We start from the raw sequence: 26,476 nt of genomic DNA on the forward strand, positions 1-26,476 counted from the left end.
CCACCGAGGTGAGCACGGTGACCGCGTTCTTCGCCTCGGTGTGCTCGTCGAGCAGCGCGCCCAGGGTCGCGGTGTCGAGCAGAGGGACGTCGCCGTAGCTGACGAGCACGGTGCCGGTGAGGTCGGCGGGCAGGGTCGCGAGCGCGCAGGACACGGCGTGGCCGGTGCCCTTCTGCTCGGCCTGCACCGCGGTGCCGACCGGGCGGCCGAGGGCGGTCCCCACCTGCCCGAGGTGCTCGCCGACCAGTTCGCGACCGTGGCCGACGACCACCACGAGGTGTTCGGGGTTCAGGCCGGCGGCGGCCCGGACGGCGTGCTCGACCAGGGGCCGCCCGGCGATCGGGTGCAGCACCTTGGGCGTCGCGGAACGCATGCGGGTGCCTTCACCCGCGGCCAGGATCAACGTGCTCAGCGGGCCGGTCAACGGCGCTCCCAACGGTTACCAAATGATGGCTTCTGTCGGGCACCGATCCTAACTGTGCTGGATATCGGCAATCCGACCGGCAGCCACGGCGGAAAGAGTGCCGGTGAGCGGGCCTCCTCGCCGACCGTGTCCGCCTGCTTTCGGCCGGATTGCTAACTGTGGTCGTCTGCGTCCCACGCGGGGTCGGTGGGCGGCGCCTCGCTCGCCCACGCGGCGGCCGGGTCCGCGGCCATCGAGTTGGCCGACGCCACCTGGTTGCCGCCGCCGCGTTTCGCCTGGTACATGGCCGCGTCCGCGCGGGCGAGGACCTGCTCGCCGCGTTCCTGCGGCCGCAGCGAGACCAGCCCGATCGACAGCGTCACGCCGTGCGAAAGGTGGTGCGGCAGGTTGGAGACGGACTTCACCGCGCGGCCGAGCGCCATCTTCGCCGCGGACGCGGGCGTGCCCGGGAGCAGGACGATGAACTCGTCGCCGCCGTAGCGCGCCACCAGGTCGTCGCCGCGCAAGGCGTCACGAAGCGTGCTCGCCACGACACGCAGCACGTTGTCGCCTTCGGCGTGCGACTGCTTGTCGTTGACGCCCTTGAAGCCGTCGAGGTCGACCAGCGCGACCGCCAGCGGTTGCGCGTCGGCCGACGACGCGAGCTGCCGCAGCTTCTCGTCCAGCGCGCGCCGGTTCGGCAGGCCGGTGAGCGGGTCCTGCAGCGCCTGCTGGGTGATCGCGCCGTGCTCGGCGGAGAGCCGTTCGTGCTCGCGGCGGGCGTTCAGCGTGGCGATCTGCGACTCGCGCAGGCTCCACATCTCCGACTCCAGGCGCCGCGCGTAGTCGATCAGCGACTCGCTGGCGCCGGAGGCGTAGTCCGGGCTCGTGTCGAGCCGGGCCAGCTCGCGGGCGATGTTCAGCCGCATCGACGGCTGCGAGGTGTCGTCCGAGATCGACTGGCGGGTCTCCCGCAGGACCGTGAGGGCCTCCTCGCGGCGGCCCTCCTTGTCCAGGCAGCGCGCCAGCGCGATCGCGACGATCTCCCGGTCGTGCCCGAACGCGCGCTCGGTGTAGAGGTGCTCCAGCCGTTCGATGTGCTCGGCGCCCGGCTGGTTCAGCGCCGGCGCCGCGGCCAGGACGCCGACCTGGTCGATCGCCGCGACGTTCGCCTTGCGCGGGAACAGCGACTCGGCGAACGGGCCTTCGGCGGCCGCCCCCATCGACGCCGCGGTGCGGAACTTCTCGGCGCTCTCGTCGTACTCGTCGATGCGCTCCAGCCGCAGGCCCCAGCCGAGCAGCATCTTGATCCGGTTGATCAGCTGCAGGGCGATGTCGTGCGGGCTCGCGCTCTCGCGGATCGCCGTGGCGGCCCGGCCGATGACCTCCTCGGCGGCTTCGTAGACCCCGAGCTGGTTGAGCACCAGCCAGCAGTCGATCAGCGTCGAGGAGAGCAGCCGGTTCCAGTTGCGCAGCCCGACCTGCCGGTCCGGGATGGTGGAGTCGTCGAGGATGGCCAGCGCCCGGGCGATCTCGGTGAGCGCGGCGTCCTCCTGCGCGGCGATCACGAGCCGGCGCCCGCGCAGCGCGTGCGCGTCGGCCCGCAGCAGGGCGATGCCGTGGCGCCGGGTGTGCGCGAGCATCTCGTCGAGCCGGGGTTCGGCCTCCGCGGCCAGGCCCTTCGTGGCCAGCCGGGCCAGCGCCGACGAGCGCAGCAGCTGGGCCACGAGCAGGGGCTCGCCGCGCCGCTGGGTCTCGTCGAGCAGCTCGTCCATCATCGCGACGATCTCGAGCTGCTGGGTGTACTCGTGCCGCTGGACCGCGGCGCCCAGTTCACGCGCGCGCCCGACGAGCCACGCGTCGGACATTTCGGCCAGCGCGGGGCGCCTGGCCGTCACCGGGTCGGTCGCCTCGTCGGTCAGCGCCAACCTCCCGGTGTCGTGGGTTTCCGGTTCCTTCTGCTGCTCCGCCGCCAGGATTCGAACCTGAACTGTCAGAACCAAAATCTGAAGTGCTGCCGATTACACTACGGCGGATCGATCCTGGTCAGGATAGCGACGATCGGGTGTCGTCCGCGCGGGGGATGCGTTACGCGCCCGTCTGCCGGGTACTCCGGTTCCGAAGGACCAGTGTGAGTTCGGGCTCTCCCCAGCCGCCCGAACCTGCTGTACCGTAACTTACGGCATCGTAGGTTAGGGCGCCCTTGGTAAGAGGCGTGCCTGTGTAGGAAGAAGTGAAGCGTATGACGGCCACGCTCGACCGTTCCCAGTCCACCGGAGAACCTTCCGCCCCCAAGGGGCCCAAACCAGTCACCGAAGGCACGCGCGGCATGGGCGTGCAGCTGTCGGTCTACTTCGGCGTGATCGCGCCGCTGGTGGCCCTCCTGGTCGCCGTGCCGTTCGCGTGGGGCTGGGGACTGAGCTGGGTCGACGTCGGCATCTTCGTGGTGTTCTACGCGATCAGCGGGCTCGGCATCACGGTGTCGTACCACCGCTACTTCACGCACGGTTCGTTCAAGGCCAAGCAGTGGCTGCGCGTGTTCATGGCCATCGCGGGCAGCATCGCCCTGCAGGGCCCGGTGATCACCTGGGTCGCCGACCACCGCCGCCACCACGCGTTCTCCGACCGCGACGGCGACCCGCACTCGCCGTGGGCGTTCGGCACCTCGCCGTGGGCCATCGCCAAGGGTTTCTGGCACGCGCACATGGGCTGGCTGTTCGAACGCGACCAGACCAACGCCGAGCGCTTCGCGCCGGACCTGGTGAAGGACCCGGCGATCAAGAAGGTCGACGACCTGTTCTGGCTGTGGGCACTGGTCAGCCTGGTGCTGCCGGCCGTCCTCGGCGGGCTCATCTCGTGGTCGTTCTGGGGCGCGGTGACGGCGTTCTTCTGGGCCGGGCTGGTCCGCATCTGCGTGCTGCACCACGTGACCTGGTCGGTCAACTCGATCTGCCACATGATCGGCGAGCGCCCGTTCAACGCGCGGGACAAGTCGGCGAACTTCTGGCCGCTGGCGATCTTCTCGTTCGGCGAGTCGTGGCACAACCTGCACCACGCCGACCCGACGTCCGCCCGCCACGGCGTCAAGCGCGGCCAGATCGACATCTCCGCACGGCTGATCTGGATCTTCGAGAAGTTCGGCTGGGTGCACGACGTGCGCTGGCCGACGCCGCAGCGCTTGGCCCGTATCGCGACGGAAAAGGGCTAGTCAACTAGGCTGCCCCGATGGCGGGGAGACGACGCTCGAAGCGCGAGCAGCAGGTCACCGGGGCGCGTCCGGCCGCCCCGGTGACGCGGGTCCGGATGACCGGGAGCGAGCGGCGTCAGCAGCTGCTGAGCGTGGCACGGGCCCTGTTCGCCGAGAAGGGCTTCGACGGCACCTCGATCGAGGAGATCGCCCACCGCGCCAACGTGTCGAAACCGGTGGTGTACGAGCACTTCGGCGGCAAGGAAGGCATCTACGCGGTGGTCGTCGACCGCGAGACGCAGCTGCTGCTCGACCGGATGGTTTCGACCCTCCACGGCGGTCACCCGCGGGTGATGCTGGAGCAGGCGGCGACGGCCCTGCTGTCCTACGTCGAGGACTCCCACGACGGATTCCGCATCCTGGTCCGCGATTCGCCGGTGGCGAGCTCCACCGGGACGTTTTCCACGGTGCTGAACGACATCGCGAGCCAGGTGGAGCACATCCTGGCCCAGCAGTTCGGTGCACTCGGCTACGACGAGAAGCTGGCCGCGCTGTACGCGCAGGCCCTGGTGGGCATGGTGGCGCTGACCGGTCAGTGGTGGCTGGACGCGCGCAAGCCGAAGCGCGACGAGGTGGCTGCGCACCTGGTCAACCTGGCGTGGAACGGCTTGTCGCACCTGGAGCACAAGCCGAAGCTCCGGCTGGGCTGACGTCGTGGCGCTGACTGCCGCGGAGCTGCGGCTGATGCAGGGCCTCGCGCAGCGGATCACCGCCACCCACCCGGATCTGGTGAACAGCGACGCGTCGTTCGGTGAGCTGGCCTGGAACTGGGGCCGGACCCGCGGCGACGGCGAGCGCCGGCTGTGGTTCTCGGACGGGGAGATCGTCGCGTGGGGCTGGGCCGAGCTGCCGCGCCGGGTCCGGCGGAACGACGGCTCGGTCAAGGACATCACCCACGCGTACCTGGCGCACCAGGTGCATCCCGGGCACGCGGAGCTGGTCGACGACGTGATCGGCTGGTACGACACGACCGCGGCCGGCCTCGAGCGAACCGTGCTGCCCTCGGCGGCCGACTCGCATGCCTTGGCGCGCTGGGCGGCGCACGGCTACGAACCCGACGCGCCCGACGCTTGGTCGCAGCTCAACGAGCGTGACCTCACCGACGTCGAGGAACCGTCGCTGCCGCCCGGGTTCGCCTTCCGCACCGCCTCGGAGGTCTCGCCGGAAGCCGTGGTGCAGGCGCATGTCGACGCCTGGGCTCCGACGTCGTACACGGCTTCGTCGTACGAAGGCTTGCGGCAGGCACCGGGCTACCGCGGCGACCTGCACGTCCTCGTCGAGGCGCCGGACGGGACGATGGTGTGCTCGGCGATCATGTGGCTCGACGAGGTGAACGCGACGGTCGAGTTCGAGCCGGTCGGCACGCACCCGGGCTACCGGCGCCGGGGGCTGGCTCGCGCGATGGTGCTGCACGGGATGCGCCTGGCCGTCACGGCGGGCGCCCGCCACGCGACGGTCGCCTGCATGGGCGAGCCGGAACCGGCGCGGGAGTTGTACTACAGCGCGGGGTTCCGGGCGTTTTCGCGGGACGCGCCGCTCATCAAGCTCAGGTGAGCTGCCCGGTCTCGCGGAGGTGGTCGAAGATGAGCCGGTCCACTGCGGAAACCCGGCCGCGGTCGGCGTAACCGAGCCACACGACCTCTTCGATCTCGCTGCTCGCCGTCAGGGTGCCGCGGTATTCGGCCGTGTAGCAGGTCATCCGCACCAGCGTGCCCGCGGCGTGGCCATCCGCCTGGGCTTCGAACGTCCCCGCCGCGGCGATCGACTCCGGCGTGATCGCCACGTCGAGTTCCTCGCGGATTTCGCGGACCAGCGTGTCGGCGTCGGTTTCGCCGGGCTCGCGCTTGCCGCCGGGGAGGTAGTAGACGTCCTTGCCCCGCGAGCGCGTGCTCAGGATCCGGCCGTCCAGCAGGTGGATCCAGGCGATCTTGTCGATCACCGCAGCCGGCCGTCGTCGTGGAGGTGGTCGAAGACGAGCTGGGCCACCAGGGAAACCCGCGGCCGGTCCGCATAGGCGAGCCAGGCGATCTCCTCGATCTCCGCGCAGGCCCGTGGCGTTCCCGCGTACTCCGCCGTGTAGGCCGTCGTGCGGACGGTAGTGCCCTCCGCGTGCCCGTGCGCCTGGCCTTCGAACGTGCCCGCCGGGGCGATCGTCTCGACCTCGATCGCCACCCCGAGCTCCTCGTGGATCTCCCGGACCAGCGTCTCGGCGTCGGTCTCGCCCGGCTCGCGTTTGCCGCCCGGCAGGTAGAACTTGTCCTTGCCGCGCGAGCGTGCCGCCAGGATGCGGCCGTCCGCCACGTGGATCCAGGCGATCTTGTCGATCACGCCAGCGCCGCCAGCGCTTCGTCGGTCGTGACCACCGTGCCCAGGCGCGGGAAGATCTTCGTGATGGCGTTTTCGTGCGAGATGCCGGAAAGCGCCGTCATCGCGTCCGACACCGCCACCGTGTCGTAGCCGTGGTCCGCGGCCGCGCGCAGGGTCGACTCGACGCCGAACTCCGTGGCGATGCCGCCGAAGACGACCCTGCGCACGCCCGCGCCGCGCAGGAACTCGTCGAGGTCCGTGCCCGCGAAACCGCCGATCGTGTACTTCGTGACGATCTTGTCGTCGCCGGCTTCGAAGGCCAGCTCGCTGCCCGGCGGGTTGTCCGGTCGTGACACCCGCACGATCACCACCGGCGCTCCGGCGCTGCGGAACGCGTCCCGCAACCTCAGTGCGTTGGCGAGGACTTCTTCGCCGGTGTACGGCGTGGTGGGCAGCGCCACGATCCGTTCCTGCAGGTCGATCAGCACGAGCGCGGACGTGGCCGGGTCGATCTTGCTCATTCCCCGATCCTAGGCACTAGGGTCGGGTTCATGGCGAACAGCAGGGAAATCGTGGTGACGGGTGGCGGCACGGGCATCGGCTACGCCGTGGCGGCCGCCTTCGCGCAGGCCGGCGAGCGCGTCACGATCACCGGGCGCCGGGAAAAGGTGCTCACCGAAGCCGCGACGCTCGCCGGCGCGCGGCCCGTCGTGTTCGACGCCGCCGACCCCGCGGCCGTCGAAGCCGCACTGGGCGAGCTGCCCGGCCGCGTCGACGTCCTCGTCAACAACGCCGGCGGCAACACCGACTTCCTCGACGGCGACGGCGAAGAGGGGCTGGCCGGTTTCGCGGCCGCGTTCGAGCGGAACCTGCGGTCCAATGTGGTCAGTGCCGCGCTGGTGACGCACGCGCTGCGCGACCGCCTCGCCGAGGGCGCGCGGATCATCACCATCGGATCGATCGCCGCGCACACCGGCGCCGGGTCCTACGGCGCCGCGAAGGCCGCGGTCGAGGCCTGGAACGTGAGCGTGGCCCGGGAGTTCGGGCCGCGCGGGATCACCGCGAACGTCGTCGCGCCGGGGCTGATCGGGGAGACCGAGTTCTTCCACGGGCAGCTGAGCGACCAGCGGCGCGACTGGCTGATCGGCAACACCATGAACAAGCGCCCGGGCACGCCGGACGACGTCGTCGCCGTGGTGACCTTCCTGGCGAGCCCCGCCGCCGGGCACGTCACCGGGCAGGTCGTGCACGTCAACGGCGGCGCCTACCTCGGTAGCTAGGGCGGGCGCATCGGCCATCCGGCCGATGCGCGCGCTCGCCGGCGCTCGGTTGTCCACCGGATGGCCAAAACAGACCGGCTCATCGGGCGATACCCGCGGTCCACCTCCGCAATAGCTTCGGATTCCTCACGAATCCGGCGGAGGTGGACTGGTGCTCGAGCGACTGAACAACGTGAAGGTGCTCGTGGCGATCGCGGTGGTCATCGTGGTCGGGGGCTTGCTCACCGCGATCGCCGTCAACAGCGGCTCCGGAAGCGACAGCTGGCGCGCCGGGTGCGGCGCGCCGCCGGCCGGTCCCGGGGACAACCAGACGAGCCGCGTCGCCGAGGCCAGGAAAGTGCTGCTGAGCACCGGGAACGATCCGCGCCTCGGGATCGAGATCGTCGACCTCGGCGCCTGCGCGGTCGAGACGAGGTGGAAGGCCGACCAGCCGCAGCCCACCGCGTCCGTGGTCAAGCTGCTCATCGCGCTCGACCTGATCGACCGTTCCGGAGTGCCTTCGGGCGGCGAAGAGACGGCTGTCCACGCCATGCTCGCCGCCAGCGACGATCACGTCGCCAGCCGCCTCTGGCAGCAGAACGGCGGCCCGGACATCGTCCGGCGGGAGGTCGCGAAGCTGGGGCTCACGCACACCACGCCCCCGGACGACCCCGGCCAGTGGGGCTCCACCCGGATGTCACCCACCGACGTCGTCACGGTCTACCGGTACATCACCGCGGGGCTGTCCGAAGAAGGCCGCGTGTTCCTCACCGGAGCGATGGAAAGCGCCCCGCGCAACGCCGCCGACGGGTTCGACCAGCACTTCGGGATCCCGCGCGGGTTCCCGGGCGCGACGTGGGCGGTGAAGCAGGGCTGGGGCAGCTCCGAGGCCCGGCGGGTGCTCAACACCACGGGGCTGGTCCGGACCGCGTCCGGTACCTACGTCGTCGCGGTGATGGCTTCCTGGAAGGAAACCATCGACTGGCCCACCGCGACCACGGCACTGACCGCGGCCGTCGGCGCGCTGAAGGGTTCCCTCCGGGCGGCCAAGGCCTGAACCGATCGGGAGTGGATGCCGGTCCCCGGGTCGCCAGGTCGGCGATGGCGCCCGGGGACCGGCGCGGTGCTGCCGCGGGAACGCTCTCTTCGGACCGCGTCCAACACGCGTCGGGGGCGGGCGAAAACTTCTGGTACACACCATGTTCCGCGATCCGCCACCCCGGCGGAAGTGTCCACGGCACTCGACGGCCGTGCTTTTCCCATGATCAGGCGGGCGTGACCTTCAGCAGCTTGTCGTCCGTCCCGTCCGACGTGGTCACGTACAGCGCGCCGTCCGGGCCGCTGCGGACCGCGCGCAGGCGGCCGAACTTGTCGTCGAACTCCGGGGGCAGCGAGACGTCGAGGACCTTGCCCGCCGGGTCCAGGTGGTACAGCAGCAGTTTCTGGCCCTTGAGCGCCACCACGACCAGCGCGCCGTCGTTCGTGCCCCACTGCGCGCCGGTCAGGAAGGCGTCGCCGCTGATCGCCTCGGTGATGCTACCGGAGGTCCACAGTGGACTCACCGCGTCCGGGAACCGCTTGAGGTCGGTCATCGGCACGCTTTCGTCGTAGCTCGTTCCGGTGCCGCCCTTCGAGGGGTCCCAGCCGTAGTTCGCGCCCGGCTTCAGCAGGTTGACCTCGTCGTCGAACGTCGGGCCGTGCTCGGCGGTGATCACCTGGCCGCTGCCCGGCCGGATCGCCACGCCCTGGACGTTGCGGTGGCCGTAGGTGTAGATCAGCCGTTCGCGCGGGTCGCTCGAGGTGATGAAGGGGTTGTCCGGCAACGCGTTCCCGGTCTTCGCGTCCAGCCGCAGCACCTTGCCGCCGAGGGAATGGCGGTCCTGCGCGATCGACGCGCGCGCGGTGTCACCGGTGCCGACGAGCAGCGCGCCGTCCGGGGCGAAGGTCGGCCGGCAGCCGGAGTGCCGTCCGCTCGGGTTCACCGGCAGCCCGGTGAGCAGGTCCTTCACCTTCGACGCGCTCGTGCCGTCGGCGGCCAGCTTCCACGTGACCAGCCGGATGTCGACGGCCTTGCCGCCTTCCTGGTGGTCCTGGCAGGTGATGAACTCGCGGCTGGTCGCGAAGTCCGGGCTGACGACCATGCCGAGCAGCCCGCCTTCGCCCTTGACGAGGACGTCGGAGAAGTCGGCGCGCACCTCGGCCGCCTGCCCCTTCCGGATCAGCGCGAGCTTGCCGGGCCGCTGGGGCACGAGGATGCCGCCGTCGGGCAGGAAGCCGACGTCCCAGCCGTGCTCCAGGCCGCCGGTCACCGTCTCGACCTTGAACTTCCCGCTCGCGGCGGCCGGCGTGGCCGCGGGCGGGACGCTCTGCACCGGCTCGCTCGCCGCCCCCGAACAGCCCAGGACCAGCAGGGACACCACACCGATGAGACCCAGCGAACGCCGCATACGCCTCATCCTGCCATCAAGTGGTGAAATCGCCGTTCGCCGCCGAGCGCGTGAGGAACTCCAGGTCGGCGTCGCCGGAGAAGGAGTGCCCGGCGCCGGGCACCAGGTCCACCTCGGCGCCGGCCGCTTCGAGACGCCGTTTCGTCGTCACGGAGCCGACCATGGCGTCGTCCGCCCCGGCCACGGCGTACACCGGCATGGTCAGCCGTTCGAGGGCCGCGTCGCCGAATACGGGGAACGGACCGGTGCGGTACCGGTAGTGCGCGGCCACCAGCAGCTGCTGCGCCACGATCGGCGACGACTCCGGCTCGCCCACCGCACCGGCGACGGCCTTCCGCCGTCCCTTCTCGCCGAGCAGCCCCAGCAGCACGGCCTTGACGACGAACCCCTTCTTCATCGGGCCGAGGCCGACGGGGCACCGCAACGCCAGCGCGGCGACCCGCTCGGGCCGCCGGGTCGCGAAGTCGAGCGCGACCCAGCCGCCGAACGACGACGCCAGGAAGGCGGCGCGGCCGAGGCCGAAGTGGTCCAGCACCGCGTCCAGCCACCGCGCGTACCGGTCACCCGAGAGCGGCGGCCGGGCCTCGGCGCTCAGCCCGGGCTCGCCGATGATGTCGACGGCGTGCACCCGGAACCGCCCGGCCAGTGCCGGGATCCGGGCCGCCCACTCGGCGGAGTTGCTGCCGGAGCCGTGCAGCAGCACCAGCGCCGGGGCCCCGGCCGGGCCCGAGACCAGGACGAACGTCTCGCCTTCGGGCGTCGGGACGCGCACTTCGGCACGGGGGACGGGCCAGGCCCGCAGAGCGTCGAGGTACCGCTCGCGGAGGAGCGCGGCGCCGGCCTCAGACTTGTATATCATCATGCAAAGTACTCTAAACCTCCGTATCAAGAGGATTGATAGGGAGTGATCAGGAACCCGGGCGCACCAGCCCGGACTCGTAGGCGAAGACCACCGCGTGCACCCGGTCGCGCAGCCGCAGCTTGCCGAGGATCCGCCCGACGTGCGTCTTCACCGTCGTCTCGCCGATGTACAGCTTCGCGGCGATCTCCGAGTTCGAAAGCCCGCGCGCGATGAGGCCCAGCACGTCCTTCTCGCGTTCGGTCAACACCCCGAGCCGCGCGATGTCCACGGGATCGCGCTCGTCGGCGAGGTACCGGTCGAGCAGCCGCCGCGTGACCGACGGCGAGACCATCGAGTCGCCCCGCAGGACGCCCCGGATCGCGACGAGCATCTCTTCCGAAGGCGCGTCTTTCACCAGGAACCCGCTGGCCCCACCCCGCAACGCGGCGTACGCGTACTCGTCGAGGTCGAAGGTGGTGATGATCAGGACGCGCACGTCCGGCAGTTCGGCGCAGATCCGCGCGGTCGCGGCGACGCCGTCGAGCACCGGCATCCGGACGTCCATCAGCACCAGATCGGGGCGCAGCTCGCGAGCGAGGGCGACGGCCTCTTCGCCGTTGGCAGCTTCGCCGACGACGGTGAGGTCGTCTTGGCTTTCGACGATCATGCGGAGGCCGACGCGGACGAGCTGCTGGTCGTCGCAGAGGAGGATGCGGGTGGTCATGGCTGCACCACCAGGGTCGCGTGGACGCGGTACCCGCCGTCGGGCAGCGGGCCGGTGGTCAGCTCGCCGTGGTACATCTCGACGCGCTGGCGCATTCCCGTCAGCCCGTGGCCGGACGACGGGAGGGCCGGGGCCGGTGGTGCGTGGCCGCCGGTGTTCGTCACCTCGATGCGGACCTCCGGTGGCTCGAAGGCGACGCCGACGCGGCCGGTCGCGTCGGCCGGGGCGTGCTTGATCATGTTGGTCAGGGCCTCCTGGACGATCCGGTACGCCTGCAGCGCGGCACTCGCGGGCAGCGTGCCCGGGTCGCCGGTCACGTCGAGTGCGACGTCGCGCCCGGACTGGTCGACGAGCGCGCGCAGTTCGGCGAGCGTCGGCTGGGGACTGCGCGCCGCCTGGCCGGCGTGCAGGACTTCGAGGAGCCGCCGCAGCTCGGCCAGCGCGTCCCGGCCGGTGTGGACGATCGTGTCGAGCGTGCGGTCGACGGCCGCGGGGTCGCGGTGCCGGGCGAGCTTCGCGCCTTCGGCGTTCAGCACGATCACGCTCATGCTGTGCGCCAGCACGTCGTGCAGCTCGCGCGCGATCCGCGTGCGCTCTTCCGCGAGCGCCGCGCGGGTCTGGGCGGCGTCGCGCTTTTCCTCTTCGGCCGTGAGCTCCTCCTGCTTGCGGAAGAACTCCCCGAGCGCCCACGCCGCGATGTGCAGCGGCAGGATGCCGATCAGTGACAAGGTCGGGTAGCCGGTTTCCGGCGCGTAGAGGGTGACCCACTGGACGTCGAGGACGACGATCGCGAAGGCGATCGCCGCGGCGAACCACCGGTACCTCAGCTTCACGAGGTTGAACAGCACGACCGCCATCGCCAGTTCGGTGCGGCCGCGGTCGTACGCCCAGACGTCGTCGAAGTACACCACCGCCGCCCCGGCGATGATCAGCACCGCCACCGTGCGCGGGAACCGGCGGCGCAGCAGCAGCGGGAGCAGGAACAGCATCGGGATCGCGCGGACGGCGTACGAGCCGGAGCCGGCCCAGTTGGGGGCGAGGAAGACGAACACGGCGTACAGCGGCAGGTCCACCGTCCACCGGTGCCGGCGTACCCACTTCACGAATCGTTCCACGTCCCGAACGTAATGCCGGGGCCACGTCCGGGGCGTCCTTCCTCCGGCCTGATCTTGTCCTCCTCGGGGATGACCCGGCCGGCCGGTCCGGCGGATTCGGGGCCACCCCGGCCGTTCCTAGCGTCGGGATCATGTCGATCACCAGGGAATTCCTCCGCCATCCCATGCTGACGGGCGCGATCGCGCCGAGCTCGCCGCGGCTGGCCGAAGAGATGACGGCGGGCCTCGGCCTGGAACGCGCGTCGTGCGTCGCGGAGCTCGGGCCGGGCACCGGCGTGTTCACCGAAGCGATCCTCGCGCTGCTTCGCCCCGAAGCGCGCCTGACGGCCATAGAGATCAACCCGCGTTTCGCGGCCGTCCTGAGCGAACGCTTCCCCCGAGCCGACGTCGTCACCGGCTCGGCGGAACACCTGGCTCTGGACGGCGCCGACGTCGTCGTCTCCGGTCTGCCGTGGACGGCCATGACCGCGCCCCGGCAGCAGCGCATCCTCGACGCGGTCACCGCCGCACTCGCCCCGAACGGCCGGTTCACGACGTTCGCGTACGCCCACGCGGCCTGGACACCACCCGCACGCCGCTTCGCCGCGTCGCTGCGAAGCCGGTTCGCGGTCGTCGAGCGCACCCAGGTCGTCTGGGGCAACCTGCCGCCCGCGTTCGTCTACCGCGCGGCGCTCCCGGTGGCCGTCGGGAGGGCACGGCGTGGACAGCCTGCTGCGGCCACTGCTTGACGCACCCCCGGCGGTCGTCTACCTGGTTTGCGCCTTGGTCATCACGGCGGAAACCGCGCTGCTGCCGGGAATCGTGCTGCCGACGTTGTCGACGCTGCTGCTGATGGGGTTCCTCGCCGAGCGGGGCACGCTCCACCTCGGACTCGCTTGGGCGGTCGCCGTCGCCTCGGCCGTCCTCGGTGACCAGCTCGCCTACCTCGAAGGGCGCCACTGGGGACCGCGGCTGTCCCGCCGCGTCGGCCAAAAGAGGTGGCAGCGCGCGGAAACGGCGCTCGCGCGCTACGGCGTCCCGGCGGTGATCGCGGGCCGCTGCCTGGCCGGCGTCCGGACGCTGGTGCCGCGCGTGGCGGGCTCGGCGGCGATGCCGTACCGCCGGTTCGCGGCGGGCAGTGTGGCGGCGGCGGTGCTGTGGGCGAGCGCGGAACTGCTGGTGGGTCACACGACGGCGCTGGTGGTGTGAAGCCGTTCGGCGGTCTCGGCGTCCGCGGGCAGGAACGTCTCCAGCTTCAGCTCCGACACCGTGACGTCCGCCGCCGTCGCGAACGTCGTGATCGCGGTGATCAGCCGCAGTTCGCCGGCCGAGGTGGCCAGCCGGACCGGCACCGCGAACCCCAGGTGCTCCGGGCCGGGCGCGGACGGCGGCGGCAGGTAACCCTCCAGCTCGGCGAGCTGGGCGGCCAGCCGTTCGTCCGGGGTGCGGGCCAGGTCGTTGCGCAGGCGTTCGAGGATGTGCCGCGCCCAGTCGTCGAGGTTGCGCACGCGCGGCGCCATCCCGTCCGGGTGCAACGCCAGCCGCAGCGTGTCGACCGGTTCGCGCAGCAGCTCCGGCGCGACTCCCTCGGTGAGCAGCCGGAACCCGTCGTTCGCCGCGACCAGCACGCCGTAGCGGTCGACGACGATCGCGGGGTAGGGCCGGTGGCCGTCGAGCAGCCGCCGCAGCCCGTCGAGAACCGGCTTGATCGCCGGGTCGTCGAGCCGCGTCTCGGGGTACGACGGGGCGAAACCGGCGGCGTGGAGCAGGCCGTTGCGCTCGCGCAGGGGCAGTTCCAGCGACTCGGCGACGCGCAGCACCATGCCGCGGCCGGGGAGCGAGCGCCCGCTCTCCATGAAGCTCACGTGCCGCTGCGTCGTCCCGGCCCGCAACGCCAGGTCGAGTTGGCTGAGGTGCCGCCGCGTGCGCCAGTCCTTCAGCGCGGTTCCGAAGTTCACGGTCCCATCCTGCTCGTCCGCGCCATTCCCCGCGGGGAATTGAGGGCATTCCCCGCCCCGGCCAGGCTCACCGCATGACGAACTACGGCCTGGTCATCCCGACCTACCAGCCCATCCTCGACGCCGGGCGGACCGCGCCCGAGCTGGTCGCCACCGCCGTCGCCGCGGAGGAGCTCGGCCTCGACTCGGTCTGGGTCGGCGACACCCTCGCGCGGGCACCCCTGGACGCTCTCGCCGTCCTGGCCGCCTTCGCCGCCCGGACGTCGCGGGTGACCCTGGGGACGTCCGCCCTGCTCCCGGCCCTGCGTAACCCGATTTTGACGGCGAACCAGCTGCTCAGCATCGATTTGCTCAGCGAAGGACGGCTCACGGTGGCCGTCGGCGCCGGGTTCGCCGGGCGCAGCGAACCGGAGTTCGCGTTCGCCGGCGTGCCGTGGGAGCGCCGCCGGGCCCGGCTGGACGACATCGTGGCCCTCTGGCGCGCGGTGTGGAGCGGTGCTTCCTCCTTCCACGGCTCGGTACTGCACCACGACTCGCTCCCGGTGTTCCCGGCCCCGGCTCGCCCGGGCGGGCCGCCGGTGTGGCTGGCGGCGTACACGCCGGGCGCGCTGGAGCGCGTCGGCCGGCTGTACGACGGCTGGCTGCCGTACCCGCCGGATCCCGCGGACTACGGCGCCGGCCTGGCCGGGATCCGGGCCACGGCCACCCGTCCGGTGACCCCGGCGCTGTTCGCGACGGTCCTGGTCGAGGACGACGCCGATCGCGGGCAGGCGTTGCTGGAGGAGTACTGCGAGCGCAACTACGGGCGGCCGGCGGCGTTCGTGCAGGGGATCCAGATGCAGGTGTGCGGCAGCGCCGCGGAAGTGGCGCGGCAGCTGCGGAAGTACGAAGGGGTGGAGCACTTCCTGCTGCGCATCGCGAGCACGGACCCGAAGGTGTTCGACGAGCAGCTGCCCCGCGTCGCGGAGGTGGTGAACCTGCTGCGCGAGCAGCCGTGACCGGAAACCTGTCGGGGGTGGCACGTAGGCTGGGACCGTGACCGACGCTCCATTGTCCGGACTCCTCACCGCCATCCTTCCCGACCCGGCCCTGCGCGGCGTGGTCGAGCGCGCCGGCGCGCCGCTGCTCGAGCTGCAGGGCCCGATCGCCGCCCGGCAGCTCGTCGCCGCCGCGCTCGCGGCCGATGCCGGCGCCGGCAAGCCCGTGCTCGCCGTCACCGCCACCGGCCGCGAGGCCGACGAACTGACCGCGTCCCTCGGCGCGCTGCTCGGCCGCGGCAAAGTGGCCGACTTCCCGAGCTGGGAGACCCTTCCGCACGAGCGTCTCTCCCCGCGCGCGGACACCGTCGGCCGCCGCCTCGAGGTGCTGCACCGGCTGAAGACGGGGGACGACGACCTGCGCGTCGTCGTCGCCACCGTCCGCAGCCTCATCCAGCCCATGGCGCCCGGGCTCGGGTCCCTCGCCCCGGTCGACCTCGTCGTCGGCGAAGAACAGAGTTTCGAGGGCCTCCTCGAACGGCTGGTCGAGCTGGCCTACACCCGCGTCGACATGGTCGAGAAGCGCGGCGAGTTCGCCGTCCGCGGCGGCATCCTCGACCTGTTCGGGCCCACCGCGCAGCACCCCGTCCGGGTGGAGTTCTGGGGCGACGAGGTCAGCGAGATCCGCGCGTTCGCCGTCTCCGACCAGCGGTCGCTGCCCGGCGAGATCCCTCGGGTCACCGCGCCGCCGTGCCGGGAGCTGCTGCTCACCCCGCCGGTCAGGGAGAAGGCCGCGGAGCTGGCGAAGACGTTCGAGGCCGACGCGCACCTGGCCGAGATGCTCACCAAGCTCGCCGACGGCATCCCCGTCGAGGGCATGGAGGCGCTCATCCCGGTCCTCTGCGAAGGCGAGCTGGAGCTGCTCACCGACGCGATGCCGGTGGGCACCCACGTCCTGCTCACCGACCCGGAGAAGATCCGCGCCCGCGCCGCCGACCTCGTCCGCACCGGCCAGGAGTTCCTCGAAGCGTCCTGGACGACGGCCGCGGCGGGTGGCCAGGCCCCGATCGATCTCGGCGCGTCGGCCTACCGCGGGCTCGACGAGATCGCGTCCCACGCGCAGGACACCAAGCGCGCCTGGTGGACCATCACCCAGCTGACCAGCGAAGACCCCGACATCTACCGCGTCTCGGTCGAGGCCGCGCCCGCGTACCGCGGCGAGCTCGAACGCGCGACGGCGGACCTGCGCGCGCACATCGCATCGGGCGGCACGGCGGTGCTCGTCGTCGCCGGGCAGGGCACCGCGGCGCGCGCGGTCGAGCAGTTCTCGGCCGCCGACGTCCCGGCCTCCCTGGCGGGCGACGGCCTGCGGAGCGCACCGGCGCCGGGCGTCGTCACGGTCACCTGCGGCGGCCTGACCGACGGTTTCATCTCGCCGGAACGCGCCCTCGTCGTGCTCACCGAGTCGGACCTGACCGGCCGCGGCTCGGGCGCCGGAACGTCCACAAAGGACCTCGCCACCAAGATGCCGTCGCGGCGGCGCAACGCCGTCGACCCGCTGGCGTTGAAGGCCGGCGACTACGTCGTGCACGAGCAGCACGGCATCGGCCGGTTCGTCGAGATGGTCCAGCGGACGGTCGCCGGCGCCACCCGCGAGTACCTGCTGCTGGAGTACGGCTCGTCCAAGCGCGGGCACCCGGGCGACCGGCTGTTCGTGCCGACCGACCAGCTCGACGAGGTCTCCAAGTACGTCGGCGGCGAGCTGCCGACGCTGAACAAGCTCGGCGGCTCCGACTGGAAGAACACCAAGGCCAGGGCCAAGAAGGCGGTCAAGGAGATCGCCGCCGAGCTCGTCCAGCTCTACGCCGCGCGCCAGGCCGCGCCCGGGCACGCGTTCGGCCCGGACACGCCGTGGCAGGGCGAGCTGGAGGACGCTTTCCCGTTCACGGAGACCAACGACCAGCTCGCCGCGATCGACGAGGTCAAGGCCGACATGGAACGCGGCGTCCCGATGGACCGCGTCATCTGCGGCGACGTCGGCTACGGCAAGACGGAGATCGCCGTCCGCGCCGCGTTCAAGGCGGTGCAGGACGGCAAGCAGGTCGCGGTGCTGGTGCCGACGACGCTGCTCGCCCAGCAGCACCTGAACACCTTCACCGAGCGCATGCGCTCGTTCCCGGTGAAGATCCGCGGCCTGTCCCGGTTCTCCGCCAAGAGCGAGACCGACTCGACTCTGGAACAGCTGGCCAGCGGCGAGGTCGACATCGTCATCGGCACGCACCGCCTGCTGCAGACCGGCGTCCGCTGGAAGGACCTGGGCCTGATCATCGTCGACGAGGAGCAGCGCTTCGGCGTCGAGCACAAGGAGCACATCAAGGCGCTGCGCACGCACGTCGACGTGCTCACCATGTCGGCGACACCGATCCCGCGCACCCTGGAGATGTCGCTGGCCGGCATCCGCGAGATGTCCACGATCCTCACCCCGCCCGAGGACCGGCACCCGATCCTGACGTACGTCGGCGCGTATGACGACAAACAGGTCGGCGCGGCCATCCGGCGCGAACTGCTGCGTGACGGCCAGGTCTTCTACGTCCACAACCGCGTCTCCTCGATCGAGAAGGCCGCGCGGCACATCCGGGAGCTGGTGCCGGAGGCGCGGGTCGTCACCGCGCACGGGCAGATGAACGAGGACAAGCTCGAGAAGATCATCCAGGGCTTCTGGGAGAACGAGTACGACGTCCTGGTGTGCACGACGATCGTCGAGACGGGTCTCGACATCTCGAACGCCAACACGCTGCTGGTCGAGCGCGGCGACCTGCTGGGGCTGGCCCAGCTGCACCAGCTGCGCGGCCGGGTCGGCCGCGGGCGCGAGCGCGGGTACGCGTACTTCCTGTACCCACCGGAGGCCCCGCTGACGGAGACCGCGCACGACCGCCTGGCGACGATCGCCCAGAACACCGAGCTGGGCGCGGGCATGGCGGTCGCGATGAAGGACCTGGAAATCCGCGGCGCGGGCAACATCCTCGGGGCGGAGCAGTCGGGGCACATCGCCGGCGTCGGCTTCGATCTGTACGTGCGGTTGGTCGGCGAAGCGGTCGACGCGTTCAGGCGGCACGCGGGCGCGGAGCCGACGGAGGAAGAGGAGATGGCCGACGTCCGCGTCGACCTCCCGATCGACGCCCACATCCCGCACGACTACGTGCCGGGCGAGCGGCTGCGCCTGGAGGCGTACCGCAAGATCGCGGCGGCCCCGGACACCGAGGGCCTCGACGCGGTCCGCGAAGAGCTCATCGACCGGTACGGCCAGCCGCCGGCCCCGGTCAACCGGCTGCTGTCGGTGGCTCGCTTCCGGCACACGTGCCGCGAGGCGGGCGTGACGGAGGTGGCGGTCCAGGGCAACACGATCCGGTTCGCGCCATTGCCATTGCTGGACTCGCAGATGGTGCGCTTGAAGCGGCTGTACCCGAAGGCGACGTTCAAGGCGGTGACGAACACGGTGTCGGTCCCGAAGCCGACGGAGGGGCCGGCCGGCGGCCGAATCGGCGCACCGACGCTGCGGGACGAAGAGCTGCTGGAGTGGTGCACGAAGCTGCTGCTCCAGCTGACGAGGAAACCGGCGGCGGTGTAAAGGCGGGTGGACACCCGGCGCCACATCGGGGGACTTTCCGTTGTGGCGCCCGGGTTCTTGGCGGGCGCGGCTTTAGGTTCGGTCCATGCAGGAAAAGCGAGGGCCGAACATCCGGGGCAGGCAACTCGGGGAACGGCTCCTCCGGCGCATGGCCGAACGGAACTGGGGCGTCCGCGAGATGTCGCGGAAGCTGGACATGAGCGCCCAGTGGGTGTCGTCGGTGACCCGGGGGCTCCACCGTCCTGAGCCGGTGCACCTGGCGCGGTTCCTGACGACCCTGGGCTTCCGCGGTGCCGAATACCGCGAGCTGATGGCGCTGGCTGACGAAATCCGCAAGCCGGGGCTGCTGGAAAGTTATGCCGGCAGCTGGCAGGTGCGGACCCTGGCCTGGCACGAGGAACGCGCTGCCGAGATCGCGGCGTTCCAGGATTTGATCCTGCCGGGACTGTTGCAGACCGCAGAGTACGCGCGAAGCCTCATGATCGAAACCGGCAACGCGCCATCGCCGGACGGCATCGATGAGCGAGTGTTCGCGCGCATGGCCCGGCAGTTGGTGCTCACTCGTCGCCCGAGGATCGAATTTCGGTTTTTCATCCACGAGTTCGCCTTGCGCCTGCCGGTCGGCCGCGAGGATCGCTCGGTCATGCGGGACCAGATGGCCCATCTGCTCCGGGTCTCGGCCCAGGCCAACGTCTCGATCCGCGTGGTGCCCGTGCGACTCGGCGGCCACCCGGCCATCTCGGGTCATTTCAAGCTCATCGAGTCGACTGAATTCGAGCCCGTGGTCTACCTCGAAAGCGAGATTTCGTCACTCTTCCTCGAAGCGCCGGACGAGATCGCTGTCTATCGCCAAGTGGTGGCCCGACTGGGTGAGGTGGCACTCGACGAGGAACAATCGGCGGCTTTTATCGCCGAGCTGGCGGAATCCGGGACACCAAAGACCGTGAAGGCGGCATCCTCACCGCCTCCACCTCAACCTGGCGCGAGCTGCTCACCCGGCTCCGCTAACCAACGTCGCTGAACATCGGCGGCAGAGCCTCCGCCAACCCCATCCGCACCGACTCCACGGGCACCGGAACCGCCCCGGCCCCCGCCATCGGCAACGGCCGGGGGTTCCGCGGCATCCGCGATCCCGCGCCCCCGCCCCTGCCCGGGTACACCAGCAGCCCGCGCGCCGGGTCCGGGACCGCGTCCAGGGCCGCCGTCACCGCCGGCAGCGACCTGAACGCGTCTCGCCTCTCCTCCGTCAAAAACTCGATCTCCAGTACCACTCCCCAGCGGTGCTCGTGCCAAACCCACTGCTCAGCGCCGTTCGTCAGCGCCGCTTCGGTGAGCGCGTCCCCTTGAGCCAGGCGCCACAGCGAAGCCGAATGCTCCCCGTCGAACACTTCGATGGTCAGCCAATGGTCCATAAGTCGACATTACCGCCGCCACGACCTCATGGGTGTTGCGTTTCGGGGGCGATGGTGTGAGAGGGTATGGCCTGTGATGCGGATCATGGGGCGCCCTCGCGCGCTGGTCGCGGTCGTTGCCGGTGCACTTCTGCTCGCCGGGTGCGGCTCGGGCCCCAGCCAGGTCGGCAGTGCCGTGATCGTCGGCGACCGGTCGGTGTCCCTCGACCGGGTCCAGTCGATGATCGACCAGGCCGTCCGCGAACACCCGTACGCGCAGAAGCTCGCCAGTGAGCACAAGCTCGACCTGCTGGGCCGCGAGATCGTCCGGCAGACCGTGCTGCACGAGCTGACCCTGCGCGCGACCAAGCAGGAGAACCTCGTCGCCGACCAGGCGAAGGTCGCCGGGCTGGCCGCGCAGGTGACCGCCGCCCCGGTCACCGACACCGGGCAGGGCGACCAGGTCGCCGCCACCCAGATCGTCTCGAAGCTGCGCGACCGGAACGAGGTCGCGAGCGACGTCCTCCTCGAGCAGGAGCTCGCCCGGAAGGTGCTGCCGAAGCTGTCGGTCGGCGCGGACTACGTCGGCATCAGCGCGACCGGTGACAACGACCAGGCCGCCCGCACCCGCGCCTTCGACCTTGCGAAGGAGTTCGCCGACAACCCCGCCAAGGTCGCGGGGGTCGTCCAGCAGGCGCAGCAGGAAGGGCAGCAGGCCCAGCAGACCGGGGCGCCCGGCCCGGGCGGGTACTCCGCCGGCCAGACCGCCGAGCTCTTCGGCGCCGCGCAGTACCCCGGCCTCGCGCAGACCGCGCTCTTCGGCTCCGAAAAGAACAGTGTCGTCGTCTTCCAGGCGCAGAAGCCGCAGAGCGCGGACTGGTTCGTCTTCGTCATCCGCGCCCGCGGCACCGACAAGGCCGTGCCGGCCGACCAGGAAGCGCAGAAGCCGACGGACGCGCAGCTGACCGCGATCGGCACCCGGCTGCTGCAGCCGTACCTCGGCCAGAGCGGCCTGCGCGTCAACCCGCGTTACGGCGTGTGGGATCTTGTGGGCATGAACCTCGTGCCGAACTCCGGCGCCACCCAGGGCGTCGTGCTGCCCATTCGCGGTGCCGCGACCGCGCAGCAGTGAGCACGGGTGTCGTCGTAGTCGTCCGCGGGACGACGCTGCCCGGTGCGGCGCTCAAGATCCTGCGTGACGCGGATGCCGTCTACGCCGCCACGGACGTCGATCCGGCCGCGTTCGGCGTCCCGGCCGTCACCGAGGCGCCTTCCCTGGTCGACGTCGTGCTGCTCGCCGGGTCCCGGGACGAGCCCGCGGCCGCACTGCTGATCGCGACCGGCGCGGACGTCATCGAGACGCCGGTGCCGCCGCTGGTCGAGGCCGCCGAGGTGATGGACCGGCTCCGCTCGCCGGGCGGCTGCCCGTGGGACGCGGTGCAGACGCACGATTCGCTGCGGCAGTACCTGGTCGAGGAGACCTACGAGCTGCTCGACGCCATCGAGGAGGGCGACCGCGAGGCGCTGCGCGAAGAGCTCGGTGACGTCCTGCTGCAGGTGCTCTTCCACGCGCGGGTCGCGGCCGAGGACGCGGAGGACCCGTTCGGCATCGACGACGTAGCCGCGGCGCTCGTCGCGAAGCTGGTCGGCCGGCACCCGCACGTCTTCGCCGGCGCCGACCAGGTGCACACCGTCGAGCACCAGAACGTCAAGTGGGAAGAGCTGAAGCAGCGCGAGAAGCAGCGTCGGTCCATTGTGGACGGCGTGGCGCTCGGCCAGCCCGCCGTCGCGCTGGCGGGCAAGCTGGGGCAGCGCTCCGGGCGCGCGGGCATCCCGCTCGACCTCTTCCCCGAAGGGACCGCGGCGGCCGCCCAGCTGTTCCGGATCGCGGCCACCGCGCGCCGGGCGGGCGTCGACGCCGAGGGCGAGCTGCGGGCGGTGGCGAAGCAGTTCGCGAAGGACATCCGGGCCGCCGAGCAGGCCGCCCGCGACGCCGGGCTGGAGCCGACGACCCTGGAGGCCGACGGCTGGCGGAAGTTCTGGCCGGCGCGCCCAGTGTGACCGCTCGATGTGACGCAGCGCACACTCGAGTGAGAACCGTTTCCGAGCACCCGGCGTCTTGCCTGGTGTGAAGCACACGCCACTGGAGGACGCCGACGAGGACCACCTCGTCCGGCGCACCGCCCAGGGCGACCGCGTGGCGTTCGAGGAGCTCTACCGCCGCACGGCGCCCTGGCTCGCCGTGCGCCTGCGCCGCCGCTGCGCGGACGAGCAGATCGTCGCGGAGGTCATGCAGGAGACGTTCCTGGCCGTCTGGCGGGCCGCGGCGTCGTTCGCGGGCGCCGCGACCGGCGGGAGCGCGGTCGGCTGGCTCTGGACGATCGCCGCGCGCCGGCTGGTCGACGCGTTCCGGCGCCGGGCGCACCACGCGCAGCCGCCGCCGGCGGTGGCCCTCGACGTCGCGCCGGTGGTGGCGGCCGAGGACGAGGCGCTGGCGGCGACGATCGGCGACGAGGTCGGTGCCGCGCTGCGTGACCTCGCACCGGAGCTGCGGGCGGTGCTGCAGGCGATGGTGCTCGACGGGCTGACCGTCCGGGAGACCGCCGTCCTGCTGGGGCTGCCGGAGGGCACCGTCAAGACCCGGGCGCGCCGGGCCCGGATCGCGTTGCGGGAGGCACTGTCATGAACCATGCGCCGGAGCGGCTCATCGTCGCGTACGCGACGGGCGACGACCTCCCGGGTGACCAGCTGTGGGGTCTCGAAGCCCACTTCGAGGCGTGTCGCGAATGCCGGGCGCGGCTCGCGGAGGCCGCACCGGTCCAGCCGGTCGTGGACCTGGTCTGGGACCGGCTTTCGGCCGAGGTCCGGCGGCCGGTCGTCCCGCCGCGGCGCCGGAGCCGCTGGCTCGACACCTGGGTCACGCCGGCGATGGCGCCGTGGCTGGCGATGATCGTGGCCGTCACGCTGGTCGCGCTCCTGCTCGACAGCGTGTGGGGTGCGGTGCTCGACGTGCCGGCGGTGCAGCTCTTCGCCCCCGTGCTGCCGGTGCTGGGGGTCGCCGTGTCGTGGGCGCGGGGACTCGACCCGGCCTACGAGGTCGTCACCGCGACCCCGCGGGCGGGGCTGTACCTGATCGCCCGGCGGACGGTGGCGGTGCTCGCCGTCGTCCTGCCGGTGCTGGGGGTCGCCGGGTGGCTGACCGGCACCCAGCCGGCGCTCTGGCTGCTGCCGAGCCTGGCCTGCACCACCGGCACGCTCGCGCTCGGCGGCCTGATCGGCGTCAGCCGGGCGGCGTACACGCTGGTCGGGGTGTGGGGGGCGATCGTCGTCCTGCCGGCGTTCGTCCAGCGGGGGCAAGCGTTTTCGCTCGGCACCGGCGCGCTGCCGGTGTGGGCGGGGGTCTTCGCGCTGACCACGGTGGTCGTCGCGCTGCGCGGGCCGGCGTTCACCCGGCTCGGCGCACGTCATTAGGTCTTCAGGGAGGAAAAGCATGCGGGCAGTGGGGGCCGCCGAGGTCGCACCGGCGACGTACGCCTGGGAAATCCAGGCGCGGGAGCTGAAGGTGCGGGTGGGGCGGCGGAAGATGGCCGTGGACGGACTGGACCTGTCCCTCGGCAAGGGGGTGCACGGGCTGCTCGGCCCGAACGGTGCCGGCAAGACGACGCTGATCCGCGCACTGGCGACGGTGCTCCGGCCGGCGTCGGGCAGCCTGTCACTGCTCGGCACCCCGGCCGGCGGGAGCTCGGGCCAGCGTGAGCTGCGCCGCCGGATCGGGTACCTGCCGCAGAACTTCGGCTACTACAAGCGGTTCACGGTCCGCGAGTTCGTCGAATACCTGGCGTGGCTGAAGGAGATGTCCAAAGAGGACATCCCGGGGGCGGTCCAGCGGGCGGTGGAGCGCGTGGGCCTGGCCGACCGCGCGGACGACCGGATGAAGACGCTCTCGGGCGGAATGGTGCGCCGGGTCGGCATCGCCCAGGCGATCGTCAACGACCCGGAGATCCTGCTCCTCGACGAGCCGACGGCCGGCCTCGACCCGGCGCAGCGGGTCCGCTTCCGCGAGCTGGTCCAGGAACTGGGCCGCGACTCGTGCGTGCTGATCTCGACGCACCTGGTCGAGGACGTGGCCACGGCGTGCACGGACGTGGTGCTGTTCGCCGAGGGAAAACTGGTGTTCCAGGGAACGCCGGACGAGCTGGCCGCCGCGGGCACCCTCGAGCACGGGGGCGACAGCCCGATCGAGCGCGGCTATTCGGCGCTGCTGAACCACGAGCCGGGCCGGGGGGCGTGGTGATCTTCCGCATCGAACTCCGGCGCTCGATCGCGCCCTGGGCCGGTCTCGCGCTCGTCGTCCTCGCGCTCGCGTTCTTCTTCCTGCTCTCGGGGCCGTGGTGGAAGGACCCCGCATCCTGGTCCGCGAACACCACCACGACCGCGCTCTGGGTGCGGTACCTGCTGCAGACCCTCTGGGCCGTCGTGGTCGGCGCCGGGGCCATCCAGGGCATGCGCGACAGCCGCTCCGGCATGACCGAACTGCTGGCCACCACACCGCGGCCGGCGTGGCAACGGGCGATCCGGCTGGCCGGTGCCCTCGGCGCGCTGACCGCGCTGGCCTACCTGGTCGTGTTCGGGGTGGGCGTCGCCGAAGTCCTCGCCCACGACGGGTTCGTCTCGGCCGCCTTCGTCCCCGTCCTGGGCGTCGGGGTGCTCGGCGTGGTCGCCGGTGGCTGGCTGGGGCTGGCCGCCGGGCGGCTGCTGCCGCACCCGCTGACCGCACCCGGGATCGCCGTGCTCGCTTTCGTCGCGACGGTCCTCTGCTGGATGTCGCTCGAACAGGGCCTGGATGCCGTCCTGCCACGCCGGGCCGGCCCGCTGGGACCGGCGCTGGCCCAGCCGCGCGGGTCGATGGTGACGACCACCGTGTCGCTGGACGCCGGGCAGGCCGCGTGGTTCCTCGGCCTCGCCGTCACCGGGTTCCTGCTGCTGTCGGTGCGGTCGGTGCGGGCGCGGCTGCTGAGCCTGCTGCCGCTCGTCGCCGGGGCCGCCATCGCGCTGCCGCTGTTCCCGGCGGAGGCCCTCACCACCGACAGCGTCGCCGCCCGGAAGGTCTGTGACGGGCCGGTCTGCGTGGCGGAACTGCACCGGGATCGGCTGGCCGCGTTGGCCGGCCCCGGGCGTGAAGCGCTCGCGATGCTCGCGAAGCTGCCCGGAGCGCCGACGCGGGTCGAGGAACAGGTTGCGCCCGTCTTCCCGCTCGAACGCACCCAGCGCGACCCCGGCGTCGTCCTGCTCGACTTCCAGCGCAACGACGCACTCCTCACGGCGGACGCGAGCGAGCTGCGGGTGGCGGTGCTCTCCGGGGTCGGCGTGCCGTCCTGCGAGCGGCCGAGTGAGCCCAGCCTGTCGGACACGGGCGCCCGGATGATCGCAGCGGCGTACTTCACCGGGGAGCTGAAACCGCTGCCCGAGCTCTTCCGGAACTGGTTCAAGAGGCAGTCCGGCCCGATCGAGCAGGCGTGGCAGCAATTTCGGGCCCTGCCCGCGGACGTCCGGTTCGCGCGCATCGTCGCGCTGCGCCAAGCGTTGCTGACGTGTCAGGGCGATCCGATGGACACGCTGGTGCCGGGAGCGCTCCGATGAGGTGGGCGGCGCTGTACGCCCGCTCGCGGCAGCTGCCGGCGGCGTTCGGGGCCCTGCTGGTGGCGACCTCCGGAGTCTGGTTCCTGGGCCGGGACTCCTGGAACGCGATCCTCGTCGCGCTGGCGCTGACCACGGCGGTCGCGGTGGCGGCGACCGGGCTCAGCGGCCAGGACCCCGACCTCGACCGGACCGCGGCGCTGCCGTGGCCGGTCCGGCGGTTCGCCCACCTGGCGCTGATCGCGATCGTGGCCGGGGCGGTGGTGCTGGGGGTGCAGGAGCTGGGCTCGTCGGCGGTCGCCGCGTCGATCATCGTCCGCGACGCGGCCGGGCTGGCGGGGTTGGCCGGCCTGGCGGCCACGACCGCGGGCGGCCAGTTCGGCTGGACGCTCCCGCTGGCCTGGGCCGCGGTCAGCCTGTTCGTCCCCAGCGGCACGTCTACGACCGACCAGGTCACGGCGTGGCTCCGGCAACCCGCGGAAACACCGGCGGCCACCTGGACGGCGGTGATCCTGGCGATCGCCGGGGCGTTCGCGTACACCGGCTGGGGCGGCCGCCGCTGA

28 protein-coding genes, 1 tRNA gene and 1 pseudogene are annotated in these 26,476 nt (G+C 71.8%); 18 read left to right on the plus strand and 12 right to left on the minus strand.

Annotated features, from left to right (window positions below; all coding sequences use genetic code 11):
* The 3 genes from ACFVYA_RS34750 to ACFVYA_RS34760 form a co-directional block, all read right to left on the minus strand.
* The coding region (locus tag ACFVYA_RS34750) for an NTP transferase domain-containing protein (protein ID WP_387051076.1) at nucleotides 1-424 on the minus strand (424 nt) is incomplete at its 3' end.
* A gap of 152 nt (nucleotides 425-576) precedes the next feature.
* Nucleotides 577-2,331, minus strand: coding sequence for a diguanylate cyclase domain-containing protein (locus ACFVYA_RS34755; RefSeq protein ID WP_387051078.1), 1,755 nt, complete (start codon nucleotides 2,329-2,331; stop codon nucleotides 577-579).
* A gap of 36 nt (nucleotides 2,332-2,367) precedes the next feature.
* Nucleotides 2,368-2,439, minus strand: a tRNA-Gln gene (locus tag ACFVYA_RS34760).
* Nucleotides 2,440-2,645: 206 nt separating this feature from the next.
* Here ACFVYA_RS34760 and ACFVYA_RS34765 point away from each other — a divergent pair.
* From ACFVYA_RS34765 to ACFVYA_RS34775, 3 genes are all read left to right on the plus strand, one after another.
* Nucleotides 2,646-3,611, plus strand: coding sequence for an acyl-CoA desaturase (locus ACFVYA_RS34765; protein ID WP_387051079.1), 966 nt, complete (start codon nucleotides 2,646-2,648; stop codon nucleotides 3,609-3,611).
* 95 nt (nucleotides 3,612-3,706) lie between these two features.
* Nucleotides 3,707-4,300: a TetR/AcrR family transcriptional regulator gene (locus ACFVYA_RS34770; protein WP_285993958.1), complete on the plus strand. Its 594-nt coding sequence runs from the start codon at nucleotides 3,707-3,709 to the stop codon at nucleotides 4,298-4,300.
* Nucleotides 4,301-4,304: 4 nt separating this feature from the next.
* On the plus strand, nucleotides 4,305-5,204 hold the full coding sequence (locus ACFVYA_RS34775) for a GNAT family N-acetyltransferase (protein WP_387051081.1): 900 nt from the start codon (nucleotides 4,305-4,307) through the stop codon (nucleotides 5,202-5,204).
* On the opposite strand, the gene ACFVYA_RS34780 is transcribed toward ACFVYA_RS34775, so the two are convergent.
* From ACFVYA_RS34780 to ACFVYA_RS34790, 3 genes are read right to left on the minus strand one after another with little or no spacing between them, the layout of a single operon-like run.
* Entirely contained in the window at nucleotides 5,197-5,589 is a 393-nt protein-coding gene (locus ACFVYA_RS34780) for an NUDIX domain-containing protein (protein WP_387051082.1), read from the minus strand. The genes ACFVYA_RS34775 and ACFVYA_RS34780 overlap by 8 nt on opposite strands.
* Nucleotides 5,586-5,978: an NUDIX domain-containing protein gene (locus ACFVYA_RS34785; RefSeq protein WP_387051084.1), complete on the minus strand. Its 393-nt coding sequence runs from the start codon at nucleotides 5,976-5,978 to the stop codon at nucleotides 5,586-5,588. Before ACFVYA_RS34785 ends, ACFVYA_RS34780 begins: the two co-directional genes overlap by 4 nt.
* Nucleotides 5,975-6,478, minus strand: a complete 504-nt coding sequence (locus ACFVYA_RS34790) for an isochorismatase family protein (RefSeq protein WP_387051086.1) — start codon at nucleotides 6,476-6,478, stop codon at nucleotides 5,975-5,977. Before ACFVYA_RS34790 ends, ACFVYA_RS34785 begins: the two co-directional genes overlap by 4 nt.
* Before the next feature lie 30 nt (nucleotides 6,479-6,508).
* On the opposite strand from ACFVYA_RS34790, the gene ACFVYA_RS34795 reads away from it, so the two are divergent.
* Together ACFVYA_RS34795 and ACFVYA_RS34800 are read left to right on the plus strand one after the other, a co-directional pair.
* A complete protein-coding gene (locus ACFVYA_RS34795) occupies nucleotides 6,509-7,237 on the plus strand; it encodes an SDR family NAD(P)-dependent oxidoreductase (protein ID WP_387051087.1) in 729 nt (242 codons plus the stop codon).
* Between the two features lie 151 nt (nucleotides 7,238-7,388).
* A complete protein-coding gene (locus ACFVYA_RS34800; protein ID WP_387051089.1) occupies nucleotides 7,389-8,273 on the plus strand; it encodes a serine hydrolase in 885 nt (294 codons plus the stop codon).
* Nucleotides 8,274-8,481: 208 nt separating this feature from the next.
* Here ACFVYA_RS34800 and ACFVYA_RS34805 read toward each other — a convergent pair whose 3' ends face one another.
* The 4 genes from ACFVYA_RS34805 to ACFVYA_RS34820 are packed head-to-tail and all read right to left on the minus strand — an operon-like array spanning nucleotide 8,482 to nucleotide 12,343.
* Nucleotides 8,482-9,663, minus strand: a complete 1,182-nt coding sequence (locus ACFVYA_RS34805) for a sorbosone dehydrogenase family protein (RefSeq protein WP_285986302.1) — start codon at nucleotides 9,661-9,663, stop codon at nucleotides 8,482-8,484.
* Nucleotides 9,664-9,679: 16 nt separating this feature from the next.
* Nucleotides 9,680-10,525, minus strand: coding sequence for an alpha/beta fold hydrolase (locus ACFVYA_RS34810; RefSeq protein ID WP_387051091.1), 846 nt, complete (start codon nucleotides 10,523-10,525; stop codon nucleotides 9,680-9,682).
* A 46-nt stretch (nucleotides 10,526-10,571) separates the two neighbouring features.
* The gene (locus tag ACFVYA_RS34815; RefSeq protein ID WP_285986300.1) at nucleotides 10,572-11,228 is read right to left on the minus strand and encodes a response regulator transcription factor; all 657 of its coding nucleotides are present in this window, start codon (nucleotides 11,226-11,228) and stop codon (nucleotides 10,572-10,574) included.
* Nucleotides 11,225-12,343 carry a sensor histidine kinase gene (locus ACFVYA_RS34820; RefSeq protein WP_387051093.1) on the minus strand — a complete coding sequence of 373 codons (1,119 nt, stop codon included), beginning with the start codon at nucleotides 12,341-12,343 and terminating at the stop codon, nucleotides 11,225-11,227. The genes ACFVYA_RS34815 and ACFVYA_RS34820 overlap by 4 nt, the downstream gene beginning before the upstream one ends.
* Nucleotides 12,344-12,474: 131 nt before the next feature.
* On the opposite strand from ACFVYA_RS34820, the gene ACFVYA_RS34825 reads away from it, so the two are divergent.
* Nucleotides 12,475-13,071 (plus strand): class I SAM-dependent methyltransferase, encoded by a 597-nt coding sequence (locus ACFVYA_RS34825; RefSeq protein WP_387051095.1) that lies wholly within the window; start codon nucleotides 12,475-12,477, stop codon nucleotides 13,069-13,071.
* Nucleotides 13,043-13,531 carry a DedA family protein gene (locus ACFVYA_RS34830; protein ID WP_285986297.1) on the plus strand — a complete coding sequence of 163 codons (489 nt, stop codon included), beginning with the start codon at nucleotides 13,043-13,045 and terminating at the stop codon, nucleotides 13,529-13,531. The genes ACFVYA_RS34825 and ACFVYA_RS34830 overlap by 29 nt, the downstream gene beginning before the upstream one ends.
* On the opposite strand, the gene ACFVYA_RS34835 is transcribed toward ACFVYA_RS34830, so the two are convergent.
* The gene (locus tag ACFVYA_RS34835; protein WP_285986296.1) at nucleotides 13,507-14,280 is read right to left on the minus strand and encodes a helix-turn-helix transcriptional regulator; all 774 of its coding nucleotides are present in this window, start codon (nucleotides 14,278-14,280) and stop codon (nucleotides 13,507-13,509) included. The genes ACFVYA_RS34830 and ACFVYA_RS34835 overlap by 25 nt on opposite strands.
* A gap of 74 nt (nucleotides 14,281-14,354) precedes the next feature.
* On the opposite strand from ACFVYA_RS34835, the gene ACFVYA_RS34840 reads away from it, so the two are divergent.
* The 4 genes and pseudogenes from ACFVYA_RS34840 (at nucleotide 14,355) to ACFVYA_RS34855 (ending at nucleotide 19,893) form a co-directional block, all read left to right on the plus strand.
* Nucleotides 14,355-15,278: an LLM class flavin-dependent oxidoreductase gene (locus tag ACFVYA_RS34840; RefSeq protein WP_387051098.1), complete on the plus strand. Its 924-nt coding sequence runs from the start codon at nucleotides 14,355-14,357 to the stop codon at nucleotides 15,276-15,278.
* A 52-nt stretch (nucleotides 15,279-15,330) separates the two neighbouring features.
* The gene (gene mfd / locus ACFVYA_RS34845; protein WP_387051124.1) at nucleotides 15,331-18,885 is read left to right on the plus strand and encodes a transcription-repair coupling factor; all 3,555 of its coding nucleotides are present in this window, start codon (nucleotides 15,331-15,333) and stop codon (nucleotides 18,883-18,885) included.
* A gap of 85 nt (nucleotides 18,886-18,970) precedes the next feature.
* Nucleotides 18,971-19,789, plus strand: a pseudogene (locus tag ACFVYA_RS34850) (Scr1 family TA system antitoxin-like transcriptional regulator); the annotation flags it as partial.
* Nucleotides 19,790-19,839: 50 nt separating this feature from the next.
* The gene (locus tag ACFVYA_RS34855; protein WP_387051125.1) at nucleotides 19,840-19,893 is read left to right on the plus strand and encodes a hypothetical protein; all 54 of its coding nucleotides are present in this window, start codon (nucleotides 19,840-19,842) and stop codon (nucleotides 19,891-19,893) included.
* Here the strand turns inward: ACFVYA_RS34855 and ACFVYA_RS34860 are convergent.
* On the minus strand, nucleotides 19,890-20,297 hold the full coding sequence (locus tag ACFVYA_RS34860) for a hypothetical protein (protein WP_387051099.1): 408 nt from the start codon (nucleotides 20,295-20,297) through the stop codon (nucleotides 19,890-19,892). The genes ACFVYA_RS34855 and ACFVYA_RS34860 overlap by 4 nt on opposite strands.
* 85 nt (nucleotides 20,298-20,382) lie before the next feature.
* Here ACFVYA_RS34860 and ACFVYA_RS34865 point away from each other — a divergent pair, with 85 nt between their 5' ends.
* From ACFVYA_RS34865 to ACFVYA_RS34895, 7 genes are all read left to right on the plus strand, one after another.
* The gene (locus ACFVYA_RS34865) at nucleotides 20,383-21,408 is read left to right on the plus strand and encodes a hypothetical protein (protein ID WP_387051101.1); all 1,026 of its coding nucleotides are present in this window, start codon (nucleotides 20,383-20,385) and stop codon (nucleotides 21,406-21,408) included.
* Nucleotides 21,405-22,337, plus strand: coding sequence for a MazG family protein (locus ACFVYA_RS34870; RefSeq protein ID WP_387051103.1), 933 nt, complete (start codon nucleotides 21,405-21,407; stop codon nucleotides 22,335-22,337). The genes ACFVYA_RS34865 and ACFVYA_RS34870 overlap by 4 nt, the downstream gene beginning before the upstream one ends.
* A 67-nt stretch (nucleotides 22,338-22,404) precedes the next feature.
* The gene (locus ACFVYA_RS34875; RefSeq protein ID WP_285986289.1) at nucleotides 22,405-22,962 is read left to right on the plus strand and encodes an RNA polymerase sigma factor; all 558 of its coding nucleotides are present in this window, start codon (nucleotides 22,405-22,407) and stop codon (nucleotides 22,960-22,962) included.
* Nucleotides 22,959-23,747 carry a zf-HC2 domain-containing protein gene (locus ACFVYA_RS34880; RefSeq protein WP_387051104.1) on the plus strand — a complete coding sequence of 263 codons (789 nt, stop codon included), beginning with the start codon at nucleotides 22,959-22,961 and terminating at the stop codon, nucleotides 23,745-23,747. Before ACFVYA_RS34875 ends, ACFVYA_RS34880 begins: the two co-directional genes overlap by 4 nt.
* 19 nt (nucleotides 23,748-23,766) lie before the next feature.
* Nucleotides 23,767-24,570: an ABC transporter ATP-binding protein gene (locus tag ACFVYA_RS34885; RefSeq protein WP_285986287.1), complete on the plus strand. Its 804-nt coding sequence runs from the start codon at nucleotides 23,767-23,769 to the stop codon at nucleotides 24,568-24,570.
* Nucleotides 24,567-25,916 carry a hypothetical protein gene (locus tag ACFVYA_RS34890; protein WP_387051105.1) on the plus strand — a complete coding sequence of 450 codons (1,350 nt, stop codon included), beginning with the start codon at nucleotides 24,567-24,569 and terminating at the stop codon, nucleotides 25,914-25,916. The genes ACFVYA_RS34885 and ACFVYA_RS34890 overlap by 4 nt, the downstream gene beginning before the upstream one ends.
* The gene (locus ACFVYA_RS34895; protein WP_387051107.1) at nucleotides 25,913-26,476 is read left to right on the plus strand and encodes a hypothetical protein; all 564 of its coding nucleotides are present in this window, start codon (nucleotides 25,913-25,915) and stop codon (nucleotides 26,474-26,476) included. The genes ACFVYA_RS34890 and ACFVYA_RS34895 overlap by 4 nt, the downstream gene beginning before the upstream one ends.

Origin of the sequence: Amycolatopsis sp. NPDC058278 (genome assembly GCF_042881395.1) — a bacterium.
In the GTDB taxonomy this organism is placed as follows: domain Bacteria; phylum Actinomycetota; class Actinomycetes; order Mycobacteriales; family Pseudonocardiaceae; genus Amycolatopsis.